The 20,752-nt window shown below is 54.6% G+C and carries 21 protein-coding genes; 11 read left to right on the top strand and 10 right to left on the bottom strand.

Translation table 11 applies throughout. The features are described from left to right. Nucleotides 1-524: 524 nt before the first annotated feature. Nucleotides 525-656, bottom strand: coding sequence for a hypothetical protein (locus tag IT893_RS20245; RefSeq protein ID WP_255356223.1), 132 nt, complete (start codon nt 654-656; stop codon nt 525-527). Between the two features lie 800 nt (nt 657-1,456). On the opposite strand from IT893_RS20245, the gene zwf reads away from it, so the two are divergent. From zwf to IT893_RS12545, 5 genes are all read left to right on the top strand, one after another. After that, on the top strand, nt 1,457-2,950 hold the full coding sequence (zwf, locus tag IT893_RS12565) for a glucose-6-phosphate dehydrogenase (protein WP_063090213.1): 1,494 nt from the start codon (nt 1,457-1,459) through the stop codon (nt 2,948-2,950). Nucleotides 2,951-3,023: 73 nt separating this feature from the next. Continuing rightward, on the top strand, nt 3,024-3,743 hold the full coding sequence (gene pgl / locus IT893_RS12560; RefSeq protein WP_197145360.1) for a 6-phosphogluconolactonase: 720 nt from the start codon (nt 3,024-3,026) through the stop codon (nt 3,741-3,743). Nucleotides 3,744-3,748: 5 nt separating this feature from the next. Continuing rightward, nucleotides 3,749-5,581 carry a phosphogluconate dehydratase gene (gene edd, locus IT893_RS12555; RefSeq protein ID WP_008892135.1) on the top strand — a complete coding sequence of 611 codons (1,833 nt, stop codon included), beginning with the start codon at nt 3,749-3,751 and terminating at the stop codon, nt 5,579-5,581. After that, complete coding sequence (gene glk, locus IT893_RS12550; protein ID WP_197145359.1) at nt 5,581-6,519, top strand: glucokinase; 939 nt, start codon at nt 5,581-5,583, stop codon at nt 6,517-6,519. Before edd ends, glk begins: the two co-directional genes overlap by 1 nt. Nucleotides 6,520-6,540: 21 nt before the next feature. Then, nucleotides 6,541-7,182, top strand: coding sequence for a bifunctional 4-hydroxy-2-oxoglutarate aldolase/2-dehydro-3-deoxy-phosphogluconate aldolase (locus IT893_RS12545; protein ID WP_120225233.1), 642 nt, complete (start codon nt 6,541-6,543; stop codon nt 7,180-7,182). A gap of 111 nt (nt 7,183-7,293) precedes the next feature. Here the strand turns inward: IT893_RS12545 and IT893_RS12540 are convergent, their stop codons facing one another. After that, on the bottom strand, nt 7,294-7,527 hold the full coding sequence (locus IT893_RS12540; RefSeq protein ID WP_063090204.1) for a hypothetical protein: 234 nt from the start codon (nt 7,525-7,527) through the stop codon (nt 7,294-7,296). Between the two features lie 149 nt (nt 7,528-7,676). On the opposite strand from IT893_RS12540, the gene IT893_RS12535 reads away from it, so the two are divergent. The 4 genes from IT893_RS12535 (at nt 7,677) to IT893_RS12520 (ending at nt 10,573) form a co-directional block, all read left to right on the top strand. Next, nucleotides 7,677-8,546 (top strand): LysR family transcriptional regulator, encoded by an 870-nt coding sequence (locus tag IT893_RS12535; protein ID WP_008892128.1) that lies wholly within the window; start codon nt 7,677-7,679, stop codon nt 8,544-8,546. A gap of 175 nt (nt 8,547-8,721) precedes the next feature. After that, nucleotides 8,722-9,264: a sigma-70 family RNA polymerase sigma factor gene (locus IT893_RS12530; RefSeq protein WP_252723942.1), complete on the top strand. Its 543-nt coding sequence runs from the start codon at nt 8,722-8,724 to the stop codon at nt 9,262-9,264. Then, nucleotides 9,261-10,001 (top strand): anti-sigma factor domain-containing protein, encoded by a 741-nt coding sequence (locus tag IT893_RS12525; protein WP_197145357.1) that lies wholly within the window; start codon nt 9,261-9,263, stop codon nt 9,999-10,001. The genes IT893_RS12530 and IT893_RS12525 overlap by 4 nt, the downstream gene beginning before the upstream one ends. A 125-nt stretch (nt 10,002-10,126) precedes the next feature. After that, the gene (locus tag IT893_RS12520; RefSeq protein WP_197145356.1) at nt 10,127-10,573 is read left to right on the top strand and encodes a hypothetical protein; all 447 of its coding nucleotides are present in this window, start codon (nt 10,127-10,129) and stop codon (nt 10,571-10,573) included. A gap of 317 nt (nt 10,574-10,890) precedes the next feature. Here the strand turns inward: IT893_RS12520 and IT893_RS12515 are convergent, their stop codons facing one another. Then, a complete protein-coding gene (locus IT893_RS12515; protein WP_197145355.1) occupies nt 10,891-11,169 on the bottom strand; it encodes a DUF1127 domain-containing protein in 279 nt (92 codons plus the stop codon). A 64-nt stretch (nt 11,170-11,233) separates the two neighbouring features. Here IT893_RS12515 and IT893_RS12510 point away from each other — a divergent pair, with 64 nt between their 5' ends. Continuing rightward, nucleotides 11,234-12,214: a LysR family transcriptional regulator gene (locus tag IT893_RS12510; RefSeq protein WP_252723941.1), complete on the top strand. Its 981-nt coding sequence runs from the start codon at nt 11,234-11,236 to the stop codon at nt 12,212-12,214. On the opposite strand, the gene IT893_RS12505 is transcribed toward IT893_RS12510, so the two are convergent. Genes IT893_RS12505 through IT893_RS12495 form a run of 3 tightly spaced genes read right to left on the bottom strand, consistent with a single transcriptional unit; the run spans nt 12,215 to nt 14,952 of the window. Next, the gene (locus tag IT893_RS12505) at nt 12,215-13,249 is read right to left on the bottom strand and encodes a nickel/cobalt transporter (RefSeq protein WP_252723940.1); all 1,035 of its coding nucleotides are present in this window, start codon (nt 13,247-13,249) and stop codon (nt 12,215-12,217) included. It lies immediately after the preceding gene. Next, nucleotides 13,197-13,892 carry a DUF1007 family protein gene (locus IT893_RS12500; protein WP_064782264.1) on the bottom strand — a complete coding sequence of 232 codons (696 nt, stop codon included), beginning with the start codon at nt 13,890-13,892 and terminating at the stop codon, nt 13,197-13,199. The genes IT893_RS12505 and IT893_RS12500 overlap by 53 nt, the downstream gene beginning before the upstream one ends. Next, entirely contained in the window at nt 13,852-14,952 is a 1,101-nt protein-coding gene (locus tag IT893_RS12495; protein WP_197145354.1) for a zinc ABC transporter substrate-binding protein, read from the bottom strand. The genes IT893_RS12500 and IT893_RS12495 overlap by 41 nt, the downstream gene beginning before the upstream one ends. Nucleotides 14,953-15,242: 290 nt before the next feature. Between IT893_RS12495 and IT893_RS12490 the strand changes: the two genes are divergently transcribed. Beyond that, nucleotides 15,243-16,058: a hypothetical protein gene (locus IT893_RS12490; protein ID WP_197145353.1), complete on the top strand. Its 816-nt coding sequence runs from the start codon at nt 15,243-15,245 to the stop codon at nt 16,056-16,058. A 103-nt stretch (nt 16,059-16,161) separates the two neighbouring features. Here the strand turns inward: IT893_RS12490 and IT893_RS12485 are convergent, their stop codons facing one another. The 4 genes from IT893_RS12485 to IT893_RS12470 all read right to left on the bottom strand — a co-directional run bounded on the left by IT893_RS12485 (nt 16,162) and on the right by IT893_RS12470 (nt 20,735). Next, complete coding sequence (locus IT893_RS12485) at nt 16,162-17,037, bottom strand: hypothetical protein (protein ID WP_252723939.1); 876 nt, start codon at nt 17,035-17,037, stop codon at nt 16,162-16,164. A gap of 244 nt (nt 17,038-17,281) precedes the next feature. After that, a complete protein-coding gene (locus IT893_RS12480) occupies nt 17,282-18,718 on the bottom strand; it encodes a hypothetical protein (protein WP_197145351.1) in 1,437 nt (478 codons plus the stop codon). Further along, entirely contained in the window at nt 18,715-20,319 is a 1,605-nt protein-coding gene (locus tag IT893_RS12475) for a GMC oxidoreductase (protein WP_197145350.1), read from the bottom strand. Before IT893_RS12475 ends, IT893_RS12480 begins: the two co-directional genes overlap by 4 nt. Next, nucleotides 20,319-20,735 (bottom strand): hypothetical protein, encoded by a 417-nt coding sequence (locus IT893_RS12470; RefSeq protein WP_197145349.1) that lies wholly within the window; start codon nt 20,733-20,735, stop codon nt 20,319-20,321. The genes IT893_RS12475 and IT893_RS12470 overlap by 1 nt, the downstream gene beginning before the upstream one ends. Nucleotides 20,736-20,752 lie beyond the last annotated feature (17 nt).

Below are 20,752 nucleotides of genomic sequence, written 5' to 3'. Positions count from 1 at the left end.
TGGGGATCAGCGTTCTGAAATCCAATTGTTGCTTCAAAGCCTACTTGAGTTCCGCCGACAAGCAATAGCCATAAAGTATGAGGAAATGACGAATTATCTTTTTTCACCCTGATTCAAACGAAATTTTGCCGGTTTGTCGAGTGAAATTTTGCAATGCAGCGTAAACTGTTGCGATGCAATAAAAAATTTTTGACATGTATCGTTGGATCTTGGCGGGCGACTGATGGAGTGAATGTGAGGAAGGCTCATGTTTTCTGTTGGGGTAAATCTGGTACCGGGTACGGGCAAATCAAAAAAAGCGCCGCTATTGGGGAAATAGCGGCGCCAGTAGGCGGAGTATGCGGAAAGCATTATTGCGGTCCATGAGGCCCCATGGGGAAGACCGGGCGTAGGGAAGGTCTGACCGACAGGCGGGACAGGGTTTGGGTGCGGGGTTGCCTGCCGGTCAGACGCCCGTGATGGACAAAAGCTGGGTGGCTTATGGTCCGGGCCTCAGAAACACAAATAACGTGTGTTGGGAATTCCTAGACAAGACCGCGAAGGGTCTGTGCCATGCCAAGTCCGATCACAAACAGGAAAAATCCTGTGCTGCCGACAACAGCGACTGTGCTGCAAAGCTCGTTTAAGCGGGTCGGGTTCTCGATCAGTTTCAGCATGGTGTGTCCTCCTCAATCTGTCTGAGGAAACCATACTGTTCTGATTTTGTTCTCGCAAGAACAAAATTGGAACAAACGAGGATAATTTAGATTAAGTATATGATATATATAAATTAAATGTCGTTCACAAATGTTCTCATTGTTGTGGTAAGAACAGGAACGAGAACGGGTTTTCTTGTGCCAATGAGATCGCAAAGGCGCAGAAAACAGCGATTCCGCGCGAGTCTTGTTTCAATGTTCTTTTGTGTTCCCGTTGGTTGATGGGAATTAAACGCCGATTGGACCGGTCCAAGAGATCGTTTTTTGGAACAAACCGTGCGCCAAATGCAAATCGTCCAAACTGTTTCAATCGTGCGGGCGGGTGCGTCGGCAGAATCAAATTGTTGCACGATGTTTCAACTGTCCTAAAATGCAGGAAATCCGGCTGTAATTGCAGTGGTTTTGCAACAAACTGTTACGGTTAAACCGGATTTCGGTAAAACGTCTTCTATCGCGCGTGATCGCAGTGGTCTTGCCCCCATGGATCGTGTAACAGTGCGCGTAAGGATCGTGGCGAATTAGCCTTGCTGATCAGGACACAGCAGGGCCGGACGTCATGCTCCGGTCGTCAGGTGTTTGGCGACAGACCATCGGTCATCAAGACGGGTGTCATATTCCTGTCAGGTGACAAATAACAGGCGGGATCGGAAAATCCGGTTCTGCATCACGGCATCGGCCGTGCCCCGATTGTCTGCCAGGATCGCAAGATCCAGGGTCCCACCTTGGCGACGGGAAGGAAACGTTGGAAGGCTAAGGGCATAATGAAACAAAGGCAAAGGCTTAAGCATCGTATCGCGGATATCGTGATTTTCGGTGGGACCGGAGATCTGGCGTTACGTAAACTTTTTCCCGCACTGTATGAAATGGAACGCACCGGGCGTTTCGATGATGAGACCCGCATCTTTGGCGCATCGCGCAGCGAACATAGCGACGAAGATTTCCGGGCCAAGCTGGAAGAAGCCGGGAAGAAATTCATTCCCAAAGGCGAATTCGAACCCGAGACCTGGGCGAAGTTCGCCAGCCGCATCGCCTATGTGCAGGTTTCTGCCGGTGATGAAAGCGGGTTCAAGGTCCTGTATGAAAAGCTGTCCGATCAGCCTGATCGCGACCGCGTCTTTTATTTCTCGACCAGTCCGTCGCTGTTTGCCGACATGGCCTTTAATCTGAAAAAGGCCGGTCTGGTAACGCCGAATTCCCGTGTCGTGCTTGAAAAGCCGCTGGGTCATGATCTTGACAGTTGCCGCGAAATCAACGGCCAGATCGGTGAAGTGTTCGAGGAAAACCAGATTTTCCGTATCGACCACTATCTTGGCAAGGAAACGGTGCAGAACCTGATGATCCTGCGCTTTGCCAATGCGATGTTCGAGCCGCTGTGGAACAGCGCGCATATCGATCACGTCCAGATCACGGTCGGCGAGGAAGTCGGGGTTGAGGGGCGCTGGTCCTATTATGACGATGCCGGTGCCATGCGCGATATGGTGCAGAACCATATGTTGCAGCTTTTGTGCCTTGTCGCGATGGAACCGCCCTATGTCCTTGATCAGGACGCGGTCCGCGATGAAAAGGTCAAAGTGCTCAAAGCGCTTCAGCCGATCAATGATAGCAACATCGATAGCTCCACCGTGCGCGGCCAGTACCGCAAGGGCGCTGTGGGTGGCAAGGAAGTGCCGGGTTACCTCGAAGAGGAAGGTGCCAACACCGACAGCACCACGGAAACCTTTGTTGCGATCCGGGCCGAACTTGATAACTGGCGCTGGTCTGGCGTTCCGTTCTATCTGCGTACGGGCAAACGGTTGCCCAAACGTCATTCGGAAATCGTCATTCAGTTCCGTGACGTCCCGCACCAGATTTTCCCGTTGGCAAAATCCATGACCAACTATCAGGCCAACAAGTTGGTCCTGCGCCTGCAGCCGGATGACGGTATCCATCTTGTGCTCAATAACAAGAACCCGGGGCCGGGGCTTGTCCGTCTGCGCCCGACGGCATTGAACCTGTCCTTTGCCGAGGCCTTTGGCGGCCGCAGCCCGGATGCCTATGAGCGTCTTTTGCTGGATGCGATTGATGGCAACAACACCCTGTTTGTCCGCCGCGATGAACAGGATATTGCCTGGCAGTGGGTCGACGCCATTCAGGATGCGTGGCAGAACAATCATGTCACGCCCAAGGGATACACCGCCGGAACGTGGGGCCCGTCTGCTGCCATCGCCCTGATCGAACGCGATGGCCGGACCTGGAACGAAGAGGCCGGGTTCTAGCATTGTGCACCCCGGTACTTATGTGCCGGGGCCTTGCGCAAACTCGCCATGACCCCAACTTCGGGAAGAAGACATGACAAACGAACGCACATTCAAAAGCGGCGATGAAATGCTTGCGGCAATGGTCAAGGAAACCGTTGATCGTCTGGAATTTGCCATCGCAACCCGCGGCCACGCCAGCATTGCGGTTGCCGGTGGGCGCTTTCCAAAGCCGCTGTTTCAAACCCTTTCACAGGCGCGCCTTGACTGGTCAAAGGTGATTGTCACCCTTGGCGATGATCGCTGGGTCGGGCTTGATGATGATCAGTCCAATGAGAAGCTGGTGCGCGATAACCTGTTTATCAACGAAGCGCAGAACGCCCGCTTTGTGTCGCTGAAGACATCTGATAACAGCCCGGAAGACGCGGTTGAAACCGTCAGCGCGCGTTTGCGAACGGAAATGCACTGGCCGCTTGATATCGTATTTTTGGGGATGGGGGATGATGGTCATACTGCATCGCTTTTCCCGTCCTCAACCCCCGAAGCCCTGGGTAATGGGCTTTATCCCAAGCATGGCGAACTGGTCGCCGCTGCCCGCCCGACCGTATCCCCGGTCCCGCGCATCAGCATGACTTTGCCCGCCATCCTGAATTCCCGGTACATTGCCATCCATATTACCGGACAATCCAAATGGTCGACCTATGAAACCGCGAAAAACGGCACGGAAATCGAAGAGATGCCGGTTCGCGCAATCTTGCAACAGAACGATGTCCCCGTCGATCTGTGGTGGAGCGCCGAGAACCCGAAAGGCTGAACCCCATGAAACGTGAAATAGAACAGATTACAAAACGCATTATCGAGCGTTCCAAACCAACCCGCGAAGCCTACCTTGCCAAGATCGAGGCAGCGGCCTCTGATCGTCCGCATCGCTCCGCCCTGTCATGTGGCAACCTTGCCCATGCCTCGGCCGGTTGCGGGGCTGCGGAAAAGCAGCGCATTAACGGCGAAGACGGCGCGAACCTTGGTATCGTCACGTCCTATAACGATATGCTGTCGGCCCATCAGCCGTTGGGTGTTTATCCCGACCGTATCAAAAAGGCCGTGTTTGAGGCCGGTGGTACCGCACAGGTTGCTGGCGGTGTTCCAGCCATGTGTGATGGCGTGACGCAAGGCCGTCCGGGTATGGAGCTGTCGCTTTTCTCACGCGATGTCATTGCCATGTCCACAGCCGTGTCGCTGTCGCATGATGTGTTTGATGCGGCCCTTTACCTTGGTGTTTGCGATAAAATCGTTCCGGGTCTTGTCATGGGCGCGCTTTCCTATGGCCATATCCCGGCGGTGTTTGTCCCGGCCGGGCCGATGCCATCAGGCTTGCCGAATAATGAAAAGGCGCGCATCCGTCAGCTTTATGCCCAGGGCAAAGTTGGCCGCAAGGAACTGCTTGAAGCCGAAACCGCGTCCTATCACAGCCCGGGGACCTGCACCTTCTATGGCACGGCAAACTCCAATCAGATGCTGATGGAAGTCATGGGCTTGCATCTTCCGGGGGCGGCGTTCGTTAACCCGAACACCGATCTGCGCGATGCGCTGACCGAAGAAGCCGCACGTCGTGCGCTTGCCATCACCAAGCTTGGCAATGACTATCGCCCGATTGGCAAAATCCTTGATGAAAAGGCGTTTGTGAACGGGATTGTTGGCTTGCTCGCCACCGGTGGCTCGACCAACCATACCCTGCATCTGCCAGCCATGGCACGTGCGGCTGGGATTGAGCTTCGCTGGGATGATTTCGATGAACTGTCGCGCATTGTGCCGTTGCTTTGCCGCGTTTATCCGAACGGGCAGGCCGATGTGAACCACTTCCATGCGGCTGGCGGCATGGGCTTTGTGATTTCCGATTTGCTCAAGAACGGTATTTTGCACCCGGATCTTGAAACGATTCATACCGGTGGCATGGCGGCCTATGGCACCGAGCCGTATCTGGATAATGGCAAGCTTTCCTGGCGTGATGCGCCGGAAACCAGCCATGACGAAGAAATCCTGCGTCCGACCGAAAAGGCATTCAGTGCCGATGGTGGTTTGCGTATGCTTTCGGGCAACCTTGGCCGTTCCGTGATCAAGGTTTCGGCTGTTAAGCCGGAAAACCGCGTGATCGAAGCACCGGCGGCGGTGTTTACATCGCAGGAAGAAATGATGGATGCCTTCAAGGAAGGCAAACTGCATCGTGATGTGGTTTGCGTTGTCCGCTTCCAGGGCCCGAAAGCCAACGGCATGCCGGAACTGCACAAACTGACCCCGCCACTAGGTGTTCTGCAAGACCTTGGCTACAAGGTTGCCCTTGTCACCGATGGCCGTATGTCGGGTGCATCGGGCAAGGTCCCGGCCGCCATTCACGTGACGCCGGAAGGTATGATGAACGGCCCGATCGCCAAGGTTCAGGATGGCGATATCATCCGTCTTGATGCCGAAACTGGCGAGCTGTTGCTCAATGTCACCGACGCCGAATTGGCCAAGCGTGACTTTGCGACCTTTGATCATAAGGCCGAACATCAGGATGGCTTTGGCCGCGAGATGTTTGGTGTCTTCCGCGAACATGTTGGTCTGGCTGAACTTGGCGCCTCTGCGGCCTTCCCGGGGGAGGCTGAAGTCGCGTAATGCAGCTGGTTGGTGATATTGGCGGGACCAATGCCCGCTTTGCCTGGCTGGATGAGGCTGGCGATCCCTATACACCCATGACATTGCCGGTGCGTGACTATGCCACCATCGGCGATGCCATGCGGGACTTCATGGCGAAAACCGACTGCACGGATTTGCGTGAATTTGCTGTGGCGGTGGCATGCCCCGCCATGGCCGATACGGTCAAGTTCACCAATAATCCGTGGGTGTTCTCCAAGGAGGCACTCAAGGCCGAATTCAATCTCGATCGGCTGGTGGTGGTCAATGACTTTACCGGTCTTGCCATGTCTGTGCCCTATCTGGGCGAGGAAGACCTGATCACGCTGTTTGATGGTCCGGGGCGTCCGGGTTTGCCATTGGCTGTGGTCGGGGCAGGGACCGGGCTTGGTGTATCGGGGCTGCTACCACACGAAGGCAAATGGTTGCCCATACAGGGTGAAGGCGGGCATGTGTCGCTGCCCGCGATTGATGATCTGGATTACGAGATCGTCAAATTCCTGGGCCGCGAACTTGATCGTGTATCTGCCGAACGTGTGCTTTCGGGCATGGGGCTTGAAAACCTCTATCGGGCGCTTGCCGCGATTGAGGGGCTTGAAGTCGCACCCAAAACAGCGGCCGAGGTTGTTGATGGTGCCCTTAAGGATGGGGATGCCCTGTGTCTTAAGGTGCTGGAACGGTTTTGCATGTTCCTTGGCGGTGTCGCCGGGGATCTGGTTTTGACGCTTGGGGCCTTCGACGGGGTGTTTATCGGTGGCGGCATTGGCCCGCGCATTACCGATTACATGAAGAAAAGCGCGCTTAAGGAGCGCATGATCGCCAAGGGGCGGTTCCGTGATTTGATGAATGATGTGCCGGTGCGCCTGATGACGGCGAAGTACCCGGCCCTGATCGGTTGCGCCAAGATTTTAACGGCGTAATCGAAACCTGGAGGAAAGTTAATGAGCCTTTCATCGCGTGAAATTCTGTCCAAGGCACCGGTCGTTCCGGTTCTGGTGATCGAAGACGCCAACGATGCCGTGCCGCTGGCCAAGGCGCTTGTCGCTGGCGGTCTGCCGGTACTTGAAATCACCCTGCGCTCGTCCGCAGCCGAAGAAAGCATCAAGCGCATCATCGCCGAGGTGCCCGATGCGATTACCGGTGCCGGCACTGTGATCAATGCCAAACAGATGGAACGCATGGCCGAGATCGGCTGTGCCTTCGCCGTGTCGCCCGGCCATACCGAAGGTTTGCTGAAAGCGGCCAAGGATACCGGGTGCCCGTTGCTTCCAGGTGCCGGAACGCCGTCGGAAATCATGAACCTGATTGATCACGGTTATGACACACTGAAATTCTTCCCGGCTGAACAGCAGGGTGGTGTTTCGATGCTCAAAGCGATTTCCGGTCCGATCCCGCAGGTATCATTCTGTCCGACCGGTGGTGTGTCGCTGTCCAATCTGGCCGACTATCTGGCCCTGCCAAACATCATCACCGTCGGTGGTTCGTGGATTGCGCCCAAGGATGCGGTCAAGGCAGGCGACTGGGGCAAGATCACCAAACTTGCGCAGGAAGCCACCGATAAGGTCAAGGCGCTGCGCGGCTGAGATTTTTGGGCTCAGTAGCCAAAGCCGAAATGCGAAAAAGGGACCCGGTTGGGTCCCTTTTTCTATCAGGGTCGTCCATGCGGCGATACCGGTGCCGCGCCCGATCACGCCTTAGCGCGAAATGCGGTCAACATACCAGGTCGAACCGTTGAATTTGCGCTGCAGACCAAGGTCGGCAAGTTCAGCATGGCTCAGTGAATCCCAACCGTAGCTCGCGGCTTTGGGTGCACGTGCCTTACCGATCTTGTTGGCGATCTTGCTCAGAAGCGATCCGAACGGCATGCGTTTCGCGAACGGGTCGGTAGCAGCATTGAATTGCGGTGCAGCGGAAACCGTGTGTGCCATGATGGCCTCCTGTGATCTACGGTTGATTTGCCTTTCGATGGGCGGAAAATGTCATATGCGAAATAAAACGGGAACTACTTTGTTTTGCATAGCTACTGTGCAAAAATGCACGACGATTTTGACAGATTCCAAGGGACCAAATAACGCCTATGAATTGGAATGATTTACGCTACTTCCTTGTTCTTGCGGAAGAAAATAGCCTGTCCGGTGCAGCGCGACGTTTGCGTAAAGAACATACCACCGTTGCGAGACGGATCGAGGCGCTCGAAAGTGATCTTGGCACAAAACTTTTTGACCGATTGCCACGTGGGTGGCAGCTGACATCAGCGGGTCGAAACCTTGTTCCTGTGGCCGAACGAGTCGAAGAAGAAGCCCTGACATTCGAGCGACAGGCAAAGGGCGATGAAGCCGCCCACGGGGTTGTGCGCATTTCCGTGCCCCCGGTTGCCGGGCGCGTATTGTTCGCGCCGCGCCTTGCCCGATTGCTCAAGGCGCATAAGGGACTCGAATTCGAAATCATTGGCGCGGCCAATATCGTCAATCTGGCGCGACGCGAAGCCGATGTCGCCGTACGCATGATCACGCCGCGTGAACCGGGCCTGATAACCCGCAAACTGGTTGAGCTGGGCGTGGGGCTGTATGGCGGGGTTGGTTACAAGGATCGCGTGCCGGAAATGGATTGGGAATTCTGTGGTTATGAGGACACCACATATGGCGCGTCCAAACGGGAATGGGTACGCACGGTGCTTGATCGTGAATTGCCCTGTCGGTTCCGCGCTGATGACACCGAAACCGTGCGTCAGTTCATTGCGGCCGGGCATGGTGTCGGCGTTTTGCCGCGCTATTTTGGTGATCGGGATGATGAACTCGAACTGATCCACGCAGATGTCGAAGGCCGCAGCCGTGAAAGTGTGTGGATGGTGGTGCACCCGGATATGCGCCGATCGCCGGGCGTGCGTCTTGTGATGGATGCCCTGATCAAGGCGGCTAACAATATCGCCGAGGAATATCAGGTCTGAGCGGCAAACCTGACATGCCGGAAGGCAACCCTACGCGTTGTTTTCTTTGAAATAAAATTGATCAGGTTGCTACTTGGCTGCGTAATGACTTATGGCTCGGGATCATGCGCGATCCCGTATTTGTTTCTTTCATACAGCGGCACGTCTGGCGGGCTGTATGCATGTGGCGGTGGGTATGACATCGACCCGGGATTTGGAAAACCTGCTGAGGCAGTCGATCGAAGGCAATACGGATGCCTTCGAACAGCTTTATAATGCAACATCAGCGAAACTTTTCGGCATCGTCCTGCGTATCTTGAGAAATCGCGCCGAGAGCGAGGACGCCCTTCAGGACATCTATGTGCGTATCTGGCAAAAGGCGGGGGATTTCGAACCCGGTCGTGCCTCGATCATCACATGGATGGCAACCATTGCCCGCAACCGGGCGATTGATATCGTCCGGCGGCAACGCCCGGAAGCCGATATCGAGGATGCAGATATTGAAACGCTGATATCGTCGGACTCTGCATTTGACCAGATGGCGGTTGCAGACGAGATGCGTCAGCTTGACCATTGCCTGAACGATCTCGAAGACGACCGCCAGCAAATTGTAAAGCTGGCCTATCTCGAAGGCTGGTCGCGCGCCGAACTGGCAGAGCGCTTTGCCCAACCGGTCGGAACGATCAAGACATGGCTGCATCGCAGCCTGAGACAATTAAAGGAATGCCTGGGAACATGACGGACCGGGATGATATTGACATGTTGGCGGCGGAATATGTGTTGGGGACTCTTGAGCCCGCACAACGCCAATCCGTTGAAACACGTCGCAGCCAGGAACCCGAACTTGATCGCGCGATTTCCGACTGGGAAGCGCGCCTGTCGCCGTTGAATGCCCATTATGATGCGGTTTCCCCGTCGCGCGATCTGTTTGCCGGTATTCGTGCCCGGATCGAAGGTGCCGCACAGGCCACGCGCCAAGCCGCCAGCCAGCACGTGCCGGGTGTGGTGGAATTCGCCAAACTCAAACGTCGACTGGCCGTTTGGCGTGCCGGTGCGCTGGGGGCTGCGGCGATTGCGGCTAGTCTGATTGTGGTTGTGCTTTCAAGTGATCTGAATTCCCCGGTCCAGAACGGGCAGTTTGTTGCCGTCTTCCACCGGGATGACACCCAACCGGCCTTTGTCATGAGTGTTGATCTTGAAACCCGCGAAGTCACCATTCGACCGGTCGAGGCGACCGTACCCGAAGGCAAGACCTATCAGCTCTGGATTGTGACCGAGGAAACCGGGCCGAAACCGAAATCGCTTGGCCTGCTTGAAAACATCGCCAATCCGACAACCAAGCAGCTTGGCGGGTTTGATCCGGCCATGTTGCGCAATGCAACGTTTGGCATCAGCCTTGAGCCCGAAGGCGGTTCACCAACTGGTCAGCCAACCGGTCCTGCGATCCATGGGCGCCTTATTTCCGTTGCTCAGTAAAAAAAATCACCTTTGCTGAAACCCGATTGATTTGGCTGCGTAGCTTCTGTGTGTGCGATGAAACGCACGACATGAGCGAGCGCAGAAAACAGCGCGTTCCAGATCAAAAGCAAAGGAGACTTCACATGACCTTCAAAGCCAAAGCAACCGCAAAAGCAACCGGCGTAATCACGGCAATGATGCTGAGTGCCGGCTTTGTATTCGGTGGTGCGGGTGCGGCAAACGCAATGGGTCCGATGGTCGAAGCCATGGATCAGGATGTTTCGGCTGGTGTGGTAACCGCATCGAAAATCATGGCTGGCGAAAACGGCTGGCTGGTTGTCCATCGCACCAACAGCGATATGAAGCCGGGACCGGTCGTTGGCTATGCACCGCTTAAAAAGGGTGAAAACACGGATGTATCCGCCATCCTGCAGGAACCGGTAAAGTCCGGCGAAATGTTGATGCTGATGGTGCATTCCGAAGCCGGTGGCATGAAAACGGGCGTCTTCGAATACACCCTGGGCGCCAAGGAAGACGGCCCGATCAAGCAGGACGGAAAACTGGTGATGAAAGTTGTATCTGCTCAGTAGGGCAGAGACGACCATCTTGCCCAAATAGACGAGATCGTTTTCAGCCCGCAAGTGTCCCCTTGCGGGCTGTTTTCATGTCCGGCGTCCTATTGGCAGAAACAGCTAATACCGTTATCGACAAACTCAAGTCCGAGCAATTTCGAACTATGAACAAAAGGCCCCCGCATTGCAGGGGCCTTTGTCTGCCTTGAGGGAGGCATTGACCAACTTGGCAATAGTCGTATTCCCAAGTTAGCAGCATCAAAGCGTGTCGATTGCCAACGGTTCTGTTTGGAGCCGGGGCCGCTTTGATGTTCGGGGGGCGGTATTGAAGAAAATCAATACCAGTCGCGTGTTGCGTATCCGTCACGTGTGCGTTCAAGACCGATGTCACGCAGTTGATCATTGCTGAGCTTATTTAGCGCATTCCGACCCTGATAGTGCTTGTATGCGGTAATCAGTGTATCGAGGATCGTCGGGATGATCGCATGCAAACCCTCTGTGGTGTGGCGGCGCGAGGCAGGGAAACTGGGGTTTTGTGCGCGTATCTCCGACGATGACGTGTTCGACAGGGGACCAACGACGGGATGACATTTGATATGGTTTAAGACAGCCATTTTGATGCTCCTTGATCGTGTGGGCTTTGTGATGTCGACAAGGTTGCCATGCGCAAAAACACAAATGAATTCCGATAAAATGCGCTACAGTTGTGCAGATTTGCGCAATGGCGAAGCATCGTTTTCGGCGTTGCGCAGGCTATCTATTTCTAAAAGCCGTGCCGGGATGGAGCCAATGAACTGGAATGATTTGCGTTTCTTTGTTGCGGTGGCAAAGGAAGGAACCTTGTCCGGTGCGGCAAGGTGTCTTGGCAAGGACCACACAACGGTTTCGCGAAGGATCGAGGCCCTTGAAGCAGATCTTGGTGCACATCTTTTTGATCGGCTGGCAACAGGCTGGAAACTGACCGAGGCTGGCGAAAATCTTATGCCTGCCGCGTTGCGGATCGAAGACGATGTTTTGGTGTTCGAACGTCAGGCGCACGGCGATGAAACCGCTCATGGTGTTGTCAAGATCGCGGTCCCGCCAAGTGCCGGACGATTGCTGTTTGCCCCGCGCTTGGCAGAACTGCTGCGCGATCAGAAAAATCTTGAATATGAAATCCTGGGATCAAGCGTCGTTGCCAATCTGGCCCGGCGTGAAGCGGACGTTGCTGTGCGCATGGTACGTCCTGATCAAAGTGGCCTGATTGTCAGAAAGCTGGTCGAGTTACGTTATGCGGTTTACGCGGCAAAGGGCTATACAGAGCGTGTCCCCAAGGAAAAATGGGAATTTTGTGCTGATGGTCGCAACACATTCGGTGATTATCAGCAAGGCTGGGTTTGGGATACGCTGGATAAAGAATTGCCAGTACGCATAAAGGCCGATGATACCGCAACGGTGCAGGCCTTTGTTGCCGCCGGTCACGGACTGGGTTTGTTGCCGAGATATATGGCAGATGAAGATGACCGACTGGAAGTGGTGGCGGATGACAGCCTGGCCGAACTCAGCAAGCCGGTCTGGTTGGTGGTGCATCCTGATATGCGGCGTTCGCCCGGTGTCCGCATGGTGATGGATGCCCTGATCAAGGCGTCAGACAGCATCCCGGCGGCCTATAAATCCTGATTACAACCAGCCCAGTTGGCGGGCCGACGCCAGCAACAGCATCACACCAAACAGGGTAATGATTGCAGCCCCGGTAAAGCCGACCGTGCGGCGAATGATACCCGACGATGTTTCCGAAACGCTGAACAGATACTGAGTGCCTGTGCGAATGCCGATGGCGGCCAGTCCGATCAGGCTGATGGTAATCGCAACCCCAAGCGCCATGGCAAAGGCAGCCCCGATACCAATCAGAAACATGCCATTGGCCAAGGTAAACAGCAGAACAAGGATCGATCCGGTACAGGGGCGCAATCCTGCGACAACACCGGTTGAGATCATCTGCCAGTTGGATTGAACAGCCGGGGCATCGTGATGGGTGAGGTGGTGGCTGTGGTCATGGTCGTGACTATGATAATGTACATGATGGTGATGATGCTCGCCCGGTCCGTGGTGATCGCAACAATCATCACGGCCTAGCAGGATACGAAGCGCCATCACTGCGCCCAACGCGGCAATCAGGGCGTATGAAACTGCCTCCATGATCAGGCCGTTCTTGGTGACCGCTGCCGGGCCGAGGTTAAGGATCAGGGTCAGTCCCCCGACCATGACGATGGCCGAAACTGCCTGAACGGCGGCAATCAGGCTACCCATCGCCACACCCTGTTTCCATCCCGCATCGCGCGACAGGAAATAGGTGGTGGTGATCATCTTGCCATGACCGGGGCCCGCCGCGTGAAAGACGCCATAGCCAAACGACAGGGCAATAATGACAAGGCCCGGCCAGAAGCTGTCACCGTCCTTGGCTTCGCGCAGCGTCGCGGTGATTTCACGATTGAGTTTGGTCTGAATGATCACCGTTTGGCCAATAAGGTCTGAAAGCCAGTCGGGCAGGGCAATCAGGCTGTCTTCGACGTTGTCGGCATCGGGATTGGGAGCAGGACTGCTTTGGGGGTTATCAGCTGCCCCGCGACCCAGAAGGTTTGATGATTGTGCGGCTGCCGGATTATTCGACGAGAACGAAATCGCCAGGAGCAAGGCCGCCAGAACTGCTGCCATCTGCCACCTTGGCCGCGCAAACAACATCGGCACGGATTGGCGCGACCAGGTCAAAATAGATGCGGTTCTTTTCATCTTCGCTCATCTCGAAATGGCAGGACAGGTTTTTGGCCCCTGCAAACAGGACGGGATCGACCTGTGTGTAGGCGACATCGATATAGTATTCGGCATCATAGACCGACAGGCTGATGGCATCCTTGATCGGATCAAGTGGTGTTTCGAGCATCAGCTTGAAGTCATAGCTGACCCGGCGGTCATCGGTGATATCGGCAACAAAATCAGTCGCACCGGCAAAGGATACCAGTTCTTCGTCCTTGCGCAGATGGGTCAGCCAGGAAAACTCGGAAAGGGCTGCAAAGGCATTGTCATGCACAGCGGTGTTTTCTTCGTCAAAGAACCGGGTGTCGTGGTTTTTGTCGAACTCGTCGATCATGGTCATGCTAAACAGATCGTCAAACAGCCAGCGCACGCGAATGGCGGTAATCTTGTCGTTCTCAAAAACGAATTCGGCATTCGCGTCGATCCAGACATGTGGATGCGCAAATGCCGAAGGGGCGGTTGCCAGCATCGTCATGCCGGCAACCAAAATCATTGCGGTGCGCTTACGAAGCGTCGCCAAGGCAATCGACAAGTGCGTCGACATTTTGTGCGAGAATTTCCTGATAGGCAGTCGGTCCCGCAGCAATGTCAAAGCCAAGCGGGTCAAGCGTGCCGGTCCGGATGCCAGTGTCAGACACGACGGCCTGAACGATTGCCGGGCGGAATTGCGGTTCGGCAAATATGCAGACAGCGCCGGTATCATGGATTTTGTCTTCGATTTCATGAAGGCGTTTGGCTCCGGGCTTTTGATCTGGCGAAACTGTAATCGATCCGACCGCGTTCAGGCCAAGGCCGGCTTCGAGATACTGGTAGGCATCATGGAATACCACATAGGGCTTGTCCTGGACCGGTGCAACTTTTGCCCGGAGATCATTACCAAGGTTGGTCAGGCTTGCAAGTAGTGTCTGCAGGTTTGCGCGATAGTCGTCGGCATGTTCGGGGTCAATCTCGGCCAGTTCATCGGCGATGGCAATCGCGATGGCCGCGCCATTGGCCGGATCCATCCAGATATGCGTGTCGATACCGTCATGTTCATGATGTTCGACGCCATCATGGTGGTCGTCATCGTCATGTTTTTCATGTTCGGCCACATGGTCGTGATCATGATCATCATGTGCCGCCTGATCGTGTTCGGCTTCGTGGTCGTGATCATGGTCATCATCTCGGGCATGGTCGTCGTGATTGTCATGCTCCTCATGATCATGCATGTGACCTTCCCACGTGCCGCCTTCGCGCATATTGCGCAGTGACAGTTGCGACAGGGAAACCAGTTCAAGCTGATGGCTATGGCCCGAAAGACTTTCAAGCGGCTTTTCAAGGAAGCCTTCCAGCGCATGCGAAACATAGATCACCAGATCGGCATCGTTTAGCGCACGCGCCTCACTCGGCCGCAAAGAATAGGTATGTGGTGAAGATGCGCCATCGATCAGCAAAACCGGCTCCCCGATGTCTTTCATGATAGCACTCGTGATGCCGTGGATCGGCTTGATCGAGGTCACGACTTTCGGGGCATCGTCGCCATGGGCGGCCGCGGTCAGCGGGGCGGCAACAAGGATCGGGGCGGCAAAAAGAACGTGACGGAGGGCTCGGCGCAAGGAAGGCATGTGGGTGATCCGGTTTGCAATGGGTTTGATATTCGATATGCATTGTTATGATATAACATAACAAATCGTCAAGAGGAAACGACCGGGACCGACAAAATGAACGCTGCTGATCAGCGGTTTCTATGAAACTCAATTCTGATTCAGGTGTTTCCATACCAGAAGGGGTGTTTCCAGACGCAGCAATCCCCACCTGAAACAACAAGGGTAAGCTTCTGATACTTCGGGGAATAGTTGTAGGCGGAATGGTTTCATTTTTCAGATGTTTGTGCGGGTTGGTTGTCCTTCCCGTGATGCTGTTTCGGCCCGTTGCCGCCGAAACACTTACACTGCCCTTGCCGGCTGGTCGCGAAACGCATTTTGCCTTTGAGTCCGGTTTGCTTGAACTGGCATTGCAATACGCGCCCGGTGATCACAGCCTTGAAATTATTTCCCTGGAAGGTCTGTCGCAAAAGCGGATGTTCAACATGCTTGATGATGGTCAGGTTAATGTTCTCCTTGCCGGGTATAGCCGCGAAGCCGAGGCTGATTTGCTGCAAATCGATTATCCGCTCACCAAGGGTTTGCAAGGATATCGGTTATTCATCACTCGTGAGGACACATTTGAAACGCTTGATGACGTGGCAAGCCATGATGATTTGAAAAGTGTCTGCATCGGGTCCGGGAACTCCTGGGTTGATACCCTCATTCTCGAACATGCTGGTCTGTGTGTGGTTGGTGGGCCGGGGCACAATCTTTATACCATGCTTGAAAACGGGCGGTTCGATGTCATGCACTTGGCACTTCATGAGCTCAGAACAGAGAGCGTCATGAACTTGCTCAGTCAACATGGCCTGATGGTTTATCAGAACCTGTTGGTGCGCTATCCGTATGATTTCTATTTTTATGTTCGCCGCGACAGCAAACCCCTTCATGACCTGATCGAACAAGGGTTTCAGGCGGCGACAGAAAACGGCGCGATCGACAAATATTTTCAGGCACATCCCGGAATTGCCTATGCAACCCGGTTCCTGCAAGACCATCCAGATTTGCGGATAATTGATCTTGGTAACCCGGAAATGACAGAGAATAACAGCGCCGACATTCACCGATACTGGCTGGAACATTAAGCCAATTAAGGATCATTGCCTGATCCAAATAAGATTATTCCGTTTTGAGAACGAAAAATCTGCATATGCAGTAAATCAGATATCGTATTGATAAATATCGGATTTACATCTCATCTCTGGGTTCATAGCCAAAGTCATCATCATAATTGCGGCGCACGATATTTTCCCAAAGTGCGGGGTCAATGTCGCGCGACTTTTGGCTCATATCCGGATTTTCAATCTGGATAATCTGGGTGTCAGGATCCTTCAGTGTTTCGAGCGCCTGACGAATATGCAGGTTCGACAAGAAGTGTCGCATGAAGTCGCCAGTGCTATAGGCCCGCGAAAGTCCCTGCGTCAAAATCGCATGCAGTCGTTCATTATTGCGGTTCACGTAAATGAACAGATCAAACGGATACGCCAGAACCGGTGACGGGCTGAGAACGACGTTGGGATATTCCCGGCTGATAACATCAATTTCGCGATAGCCCTCGTGCACCGCACGGCTGAGAAGATCAAATCTTTTATTGGCGACCATCGGCCAAAGCTGATCACGTGGTGCGCGATCAACGCAAAAGCCGCTTTTTTCCATGATGCTGGCATCCGGCCAATCTGACCCGGTGCCAATGCAGAATTTTTTCAATTGTTCCAGAGAAGCTGCCTGACTAAGAGCCGGGATGTTTTCCTTATGCGTGATGAAAGCACGATATCCCAGCAAGCCTCGCGTCATCGGAACGTCAACTTGCAAGAACATTGCTTCTCGCTCGAGGCTGTAACCGGTGAACATCACATCCACCTTTTCCTCTTGCATCATCGAGCCGATGCGCGCCTGCGTCATGCCCTCGAATTCTTCGATCACAAGCCGAAAATCGCCGTCGGCATGGTCAAGGGCAAGCTCGATAACACCGAACTCGTATTTGAAAAACTCAACCGCACCGGTCGGGAAGGCCATGCGCACGATTTCTTCGCCCCTTGCGGGTGGGGCGGTAAATGAAAACATGACGGCAGATATCAGCAATACCCAAAAGCGGTTTTGCAATCTGTTGCTCCTAGAGCCCCCGGAGAAATAAGCATGGCGACCATCAATTGATATTGTGTCTTGCCGATGCCTTTGAAAGGGTCACGGGTGCCGGATTGCGAACAAACTCGGGCTTGGCTTCAATTAGCAAAGTTTTGTAATGGCTGAATTCCCGGCAAGTACGTTATCGGGCGTCACGCGTAGCAATGACGATGGAATCCCTGCGTCAGGCGGCAGAAGTTTTTTGTGTTTTCGGTGCAAGCCAGCGCCACGCCATGAGCGTGGTGGCCAACAACACAGCACTTACCTGCACGACAAAAACCATCTGATAGGCGGCTGTGACGCCAAGCCCCGCCAATTTTGAAATCTGGAACGTGATTTCAAGGATCTCGATCCCGACTTCTGTACCAAACATGATGACGAAGGCCGGGGCCAGGGTGATCAGCTTGTTACCATTGGCCGATGCGATCACAGCACTAACCACAATTGTCGTGGCAATCCCGATCCCGATGCTTGAAAGCATCTTGGTCCAATAGAACAGGGCGGCATCCGTTGCGGGGTAGGGGTAAAATATCGTCGCAACCGATGCAACGATCAGACACGGAATGGCAAGCAGCCAAAGTCGTTCGCGCCAGATCGGATTACGTGCAATCAGGGCCCCGGCGGCAAACACCATGATCACCTGGCTGGCCGCGCCAAGGGTCGCGCGATCATCAATCAATTCTGACGAGCACAGATGCCGCACAAGATATGCGGTGTCGTAAACACCGGTGGTCGGGATTTCGAGGATGAATAACACCACCAACAGGAAAATCGCATCAGACGGCGATTTGGTGTCGTGCGGCAGTGCCGATTTCACACTGAAATACAAAACGGCCGACAGAACCAGGAAAACCGACATCAGGCCAAGCCCTGTCAGGCTTTCCACGCCAAGGAAGCTGTTGGCGGTTGTCCATGCTTCAAAAATGATGACAACCGAAAGAAACAGACCGATCAGTTTCCAGTTCGGCGCCTGTTTTGTGCCGCTATTGCCAGTGGTTGTTGACGCGGCAGCCCCATCGGCGGTGCCCATCACCATCGGCATGATCAACAAGAAAAGCAAAGGCATCACGGCCAGGATCAGGAAGTAATTCCCGGTGCCGACATCAAAGGCGACATATTTAACCAGTTGTGGCGCAATCAGAAACGCCATCGGCTGGGCGGCGGTCCACACCGTCGTCAGCATCGATTTTTCGCGATCCGTCTTGGCCTGGCTAATCGCAAGCTGTGCCAGCGGGGCAAAGAACGAAATCGCAAAGCCACCCATGCAGAAACTGGCCAGAACGATGATCTCGCGCACGGAAAGAGCCGGGTCCCAGTGCATGGTCAGCCCGACAGCGGCATAGCTGGCACTGGCAAGGATGGCGGTGGCAAGGCAGACCTTGCGCGCCGTGTGACTGTTGATCACAAAGGGCGCGATGGCGAGTGCCATGACAGCACCGCCAATCAGGACTTCAATCAGGATATCGGTGCGTTCGACCGAGATGTTCAGGAAGCTTGCAAATTCACCCTGGGAGACGGAAACGGTCATGGTTGCGACAGACCGCATTCCGTTGCCGAGAAGAACGAACAGGGCAAGAAGCCCTGTTTCGATCAGGATCAGTTGTTTGAGTGGTGTATTCATTTGGTCAATGCATCGGCCATATGATCAGCCGCACGGATCGCCAGTGCGGCAATGGTCAAGGACGGGGCATTGACCGGTGTTGTTACATGCGAACTTGATCCCAGAATATAAAGATTGCTGTGATCATGCGCGACAAGATCCGCGTTCACGACCGATGTTTTCGGGTCCGAGCCCATGATGGTGGTTCCACCAATAATCGCATTCGACAGATACGGTTTATCGGTTTGCATGTCTGCCACACCAAGGTTGGCAAAGATCTTGCGATTGACCTCAAGCGCATTTGCCAACCCCTTTTTTGTGTAGTCATCAAGGGTAAAGGTCACCTTCGGGCGCGGAATGCCCGAGCTGTCCTTTTCATCGGCAAGCTCGACCCGGTTGTTCCAGTTCGCCAAAACCTCGGCCGAGCTGTTTAACCGCAGATGCCGGGAAATCTGATCATTGATGGCATTGGCCAGTTCCTGACCAACCATGCCCTTTTTAATCAGATCCTTCGCCAGATTGGTCGCATCGGAATTCCCCGACCAGCCGTCATTCATGAAGCTGGTGCCCACGGCTGCATAATCGGATCGGAATTCACCGTCGCGCAGTTCCACCAGACCACCGGTCTGCTGTGGGCCGCGATAAGGGAAGATTTGCTCATCAAGCATGCCCCAGCTGTCCTGGTTGGCCTGTGTCAAAAGATTACGTCCGACGGCATCGGAACTGTTGGCAACACCCTTGGGGGCATTGTCCTGTGCCGAGTTCAAAAGTAGACGCGGGTTTTCAATCGCATGGCAGCAAACGGCAAAGTACCTCCCCGTTACCCAGAATTCCGACCCGTCCGGTTTGCGAACCTTCACACGGCTGATCTTTTGATCGTCACCAACCTCGACAAAGGTGACCAATGCTTCGGTCTCAACCCGCACACCAAGGTCCTCGGCCTTTTGGGCATGAACCGATGCGTCATATTTCGCGCCAATCGGGCAGATCGGCACACAGGTATTGTTGTCACAACATACCGGGCGCTTGTCGTAAATCTCGGAATTGCGGGCATGGGAAAACGGGGCTGAATGCAGACCCAGTTTATCCAGTGCCTCGGTGACCTTCTGATCCATATAGCTCATCGGGATCGGCGGCATCTGATAAGGGGCGCCATCGCGCGGCGCGCCCCACGGATAATTCGGATCCCCCGCAACACCCCAGCGTTTTTCAGCTTCGATGTAATAGGGCACCAGAAGGTCATAATTGATCGGCCAATCGCGTGAAACGCCATAGGTCGACTTCATGGTGAAGTCATGCGGGCGCAACCGGTCGGCAAAGCCGGTCCAGTGCCAGGTCGTACCACCAAACAAACGCAGATACGCACCGATAAACTGATCGGGGCCGCCCTGAACATAGAAGTCGTTATACTTCCCGTCTTCGGGGTGCGGCGCATAGGGCTCTGACGGATACGGCGACTGTGGTCCCTTGACCGGGTTTTCATAGAAGGTTTTCAGGTTCTCAGCACGGGAGCGTTTCGGCCCTGCTTCGAGCATGATGACATCGATGCCCTTTTGCACAAGGCTATAGGCCAGATGCGATCCGGCCATGCCCGATCCGATGATGACGACGGTTGCTTCCATCACATATCCCCCGTGACCGGATGGTGCGCCCAGTGACCAAAGGCCGGCCCGCCACAGGTTCCCGGTGCGGTGGCAAATGTCAGGGATTTCCACCCCAGGCACCAGGGGTAATAGATCGCCTTATAGGCACCATCACGCATCACTTCGCCGGTATAAAGCAGACGGGCAACGAAGGCGGCCTGTTCCTGAATTGCCGGGCTGGCTTGTTTGATGCGTTCGGCAATCGCACCGGTACGCAGCGCATAAACGAATTCACGCTGGGCCGCCGCACCGTAGGTCGCAAGGAACTCGTCATTGGCGGCATCAAGAAGATGATCCGAAATATCGGGAATACCGCCAATCTGACGCACAATGTCATAGAACACCGCATTGCTGCCCAGTGCCTGCGCACGGGTGGCTGCGGGGGCCAGTGGCAATAATGAGATTGTCCCTA

It is taken from the genome of Thalassospira sp. A40-3 (assembly GCF_015871485.1).
Taxonomy (GTDB): Bacteria; Pseudomonadota; Alphaproteobacteria; order Rhodospirillales; family Thalassospiraceae; genus Thalassospira; species Thalassospira tepidiphila.
Note: the sequence above shows the minus strand (reverse complement) of the source record. Positions and strands in the feature narration are given on the sequence as shown.

Bases quoted from the DNA above. Each gene is read 5' to 3' on its own strand.
- IT893_RS20245 (WP_255356223.1), bottom strand. From the start codon at position 656: ATGCTGAAACTGATCGAGAACCCGACCCGCTTAAACGAGCTTTGCAGC.
- zwf (WP_063090213.1), top strand. From the start codon at position 1,457: ATGAAACAAAGGCAAAGGCTTAAGCATCGTATCGCGGATATCGTGATT.
- pgl (WP_197145360.1), top strand. From the start codon at position 3,024: ATGACAAACGAACGCACATTCAAAAGCGGCGATGAAATGCTTGCGGCA.
- edd (WP_008892135.1), top strand. From the start codon at position 3,749: ATGAAACGTGAAATAGAACAGATTACAAAACGCATTATCGAGCGTTCC.
- glk (WP_197145359.1), top strand. From the start codon at position 5,581: ATGCAGCTGGTTGGTGATATTGGCGGGACCAATGCCCGCTTTGCCTGG.
- IT893_RS12545 (WP_120225233.1), top strand. From the start codon at position 6,541: ATGAGCCTTTCATCGCGTGAAATTCTGTCCAAGGCACCGGTCGTTCCG.
- IT893_RS12540 (WP_063090204.1), bottom strand. From the start codon at position 7,527: ATGGCACACACGGTTTCCGCTGCACCGCAATTCAATGCTGCTACCGAC.
- IT893_RS12535 (WP_008892128.1), top strand. From the start codon at position 7,677: ATGAATTGGAATGATTTACGCTACTTCCTTGTTCTTGCGGAAGAAAAT.
- IT893_RS12530 (WP_252723942.1), top strand. From the start codon at position 8,722: ATGACATCGACCCGGGATTTGGAAAACCTGCTGAGGCAGTCGATCGAA.
- IT893_RS12525 (WP_197145357.1), top strand. From the start codon at position 9,261: ATGACGGACCGGGATGATATTGACATGTTGGCGGCGGAATATGTGTTG.
- IT893_RS12520 (WP_197145356.1), top strand. From the start codon at position 10,127: ATGACCTTCAAAGCCAAAGCAACCGCAAAAGCAACCGGCGTAATCACG.
- IT893_RS12515 (WP_197145355.1), bottom strand. From the start codon at position 11,169: ATGGCTGTCTTAAACCATATCAAATGTCATCCCGTCGTTGGTCCCCTG.
- IT893_RS12510 (WP_252723941.1), top strand. From the start codon at position 11,234: ATGAATTCCGATAAAATGCGCTACAGTTGTGCAGATTTGCGCAATGGC.
- IT893_RS12505 (WP_252723940.1), bottom strand. From the start codon at position 13,249: ATGGCAGCAGTTCTGGCGGCCTTGCTCCTGGCGATTTCGTTCTCGTCG.
- IT893_RS12500 (WP_064782264.1), bottom strand. From the start codon at position 13,892: ATGTCGACGCACTTGTCGATTGCCTTGGCGACGCTTCGTAAGCGCACC.
- IT893_RS12495 (WP_197145354.1), bottom strand. From the start codon at position 14,952: ATGCCTTCCTTGCGCCGAGCCCTCCGTCACGTTCTTTTTGCCGCCCCG.
- IT893_RS12490 (WP_197145353.1), top strand. From the start codon at position 15,243: ATGCTGTTTCGGCCCGTTGCCGCCGAAACACTTACACTGCCCTTGCCG.
- IT893_RS12485 (WP_252723939.1), bottom strand. From the start codon at position 17,037: ATGTTTTCATTTACCGCCCCACCCGCAAGGGGCGAAGAAATCGTGCGC.
- IT893_RS12480 (WP_197145351.1), bottom strand. From the start codon at position 18,718: ATGAATACACCACTCAAACAACTGATCCTGATCGAAACAGGGCTTCTT.
- IT893_RS12475 (WP_197145350.1), bottom strand. From the start codon at position 20,319: ATGGAAGCAACCGTCGTCATCATCGGATCGGGCATGGCCGGATCGCAT.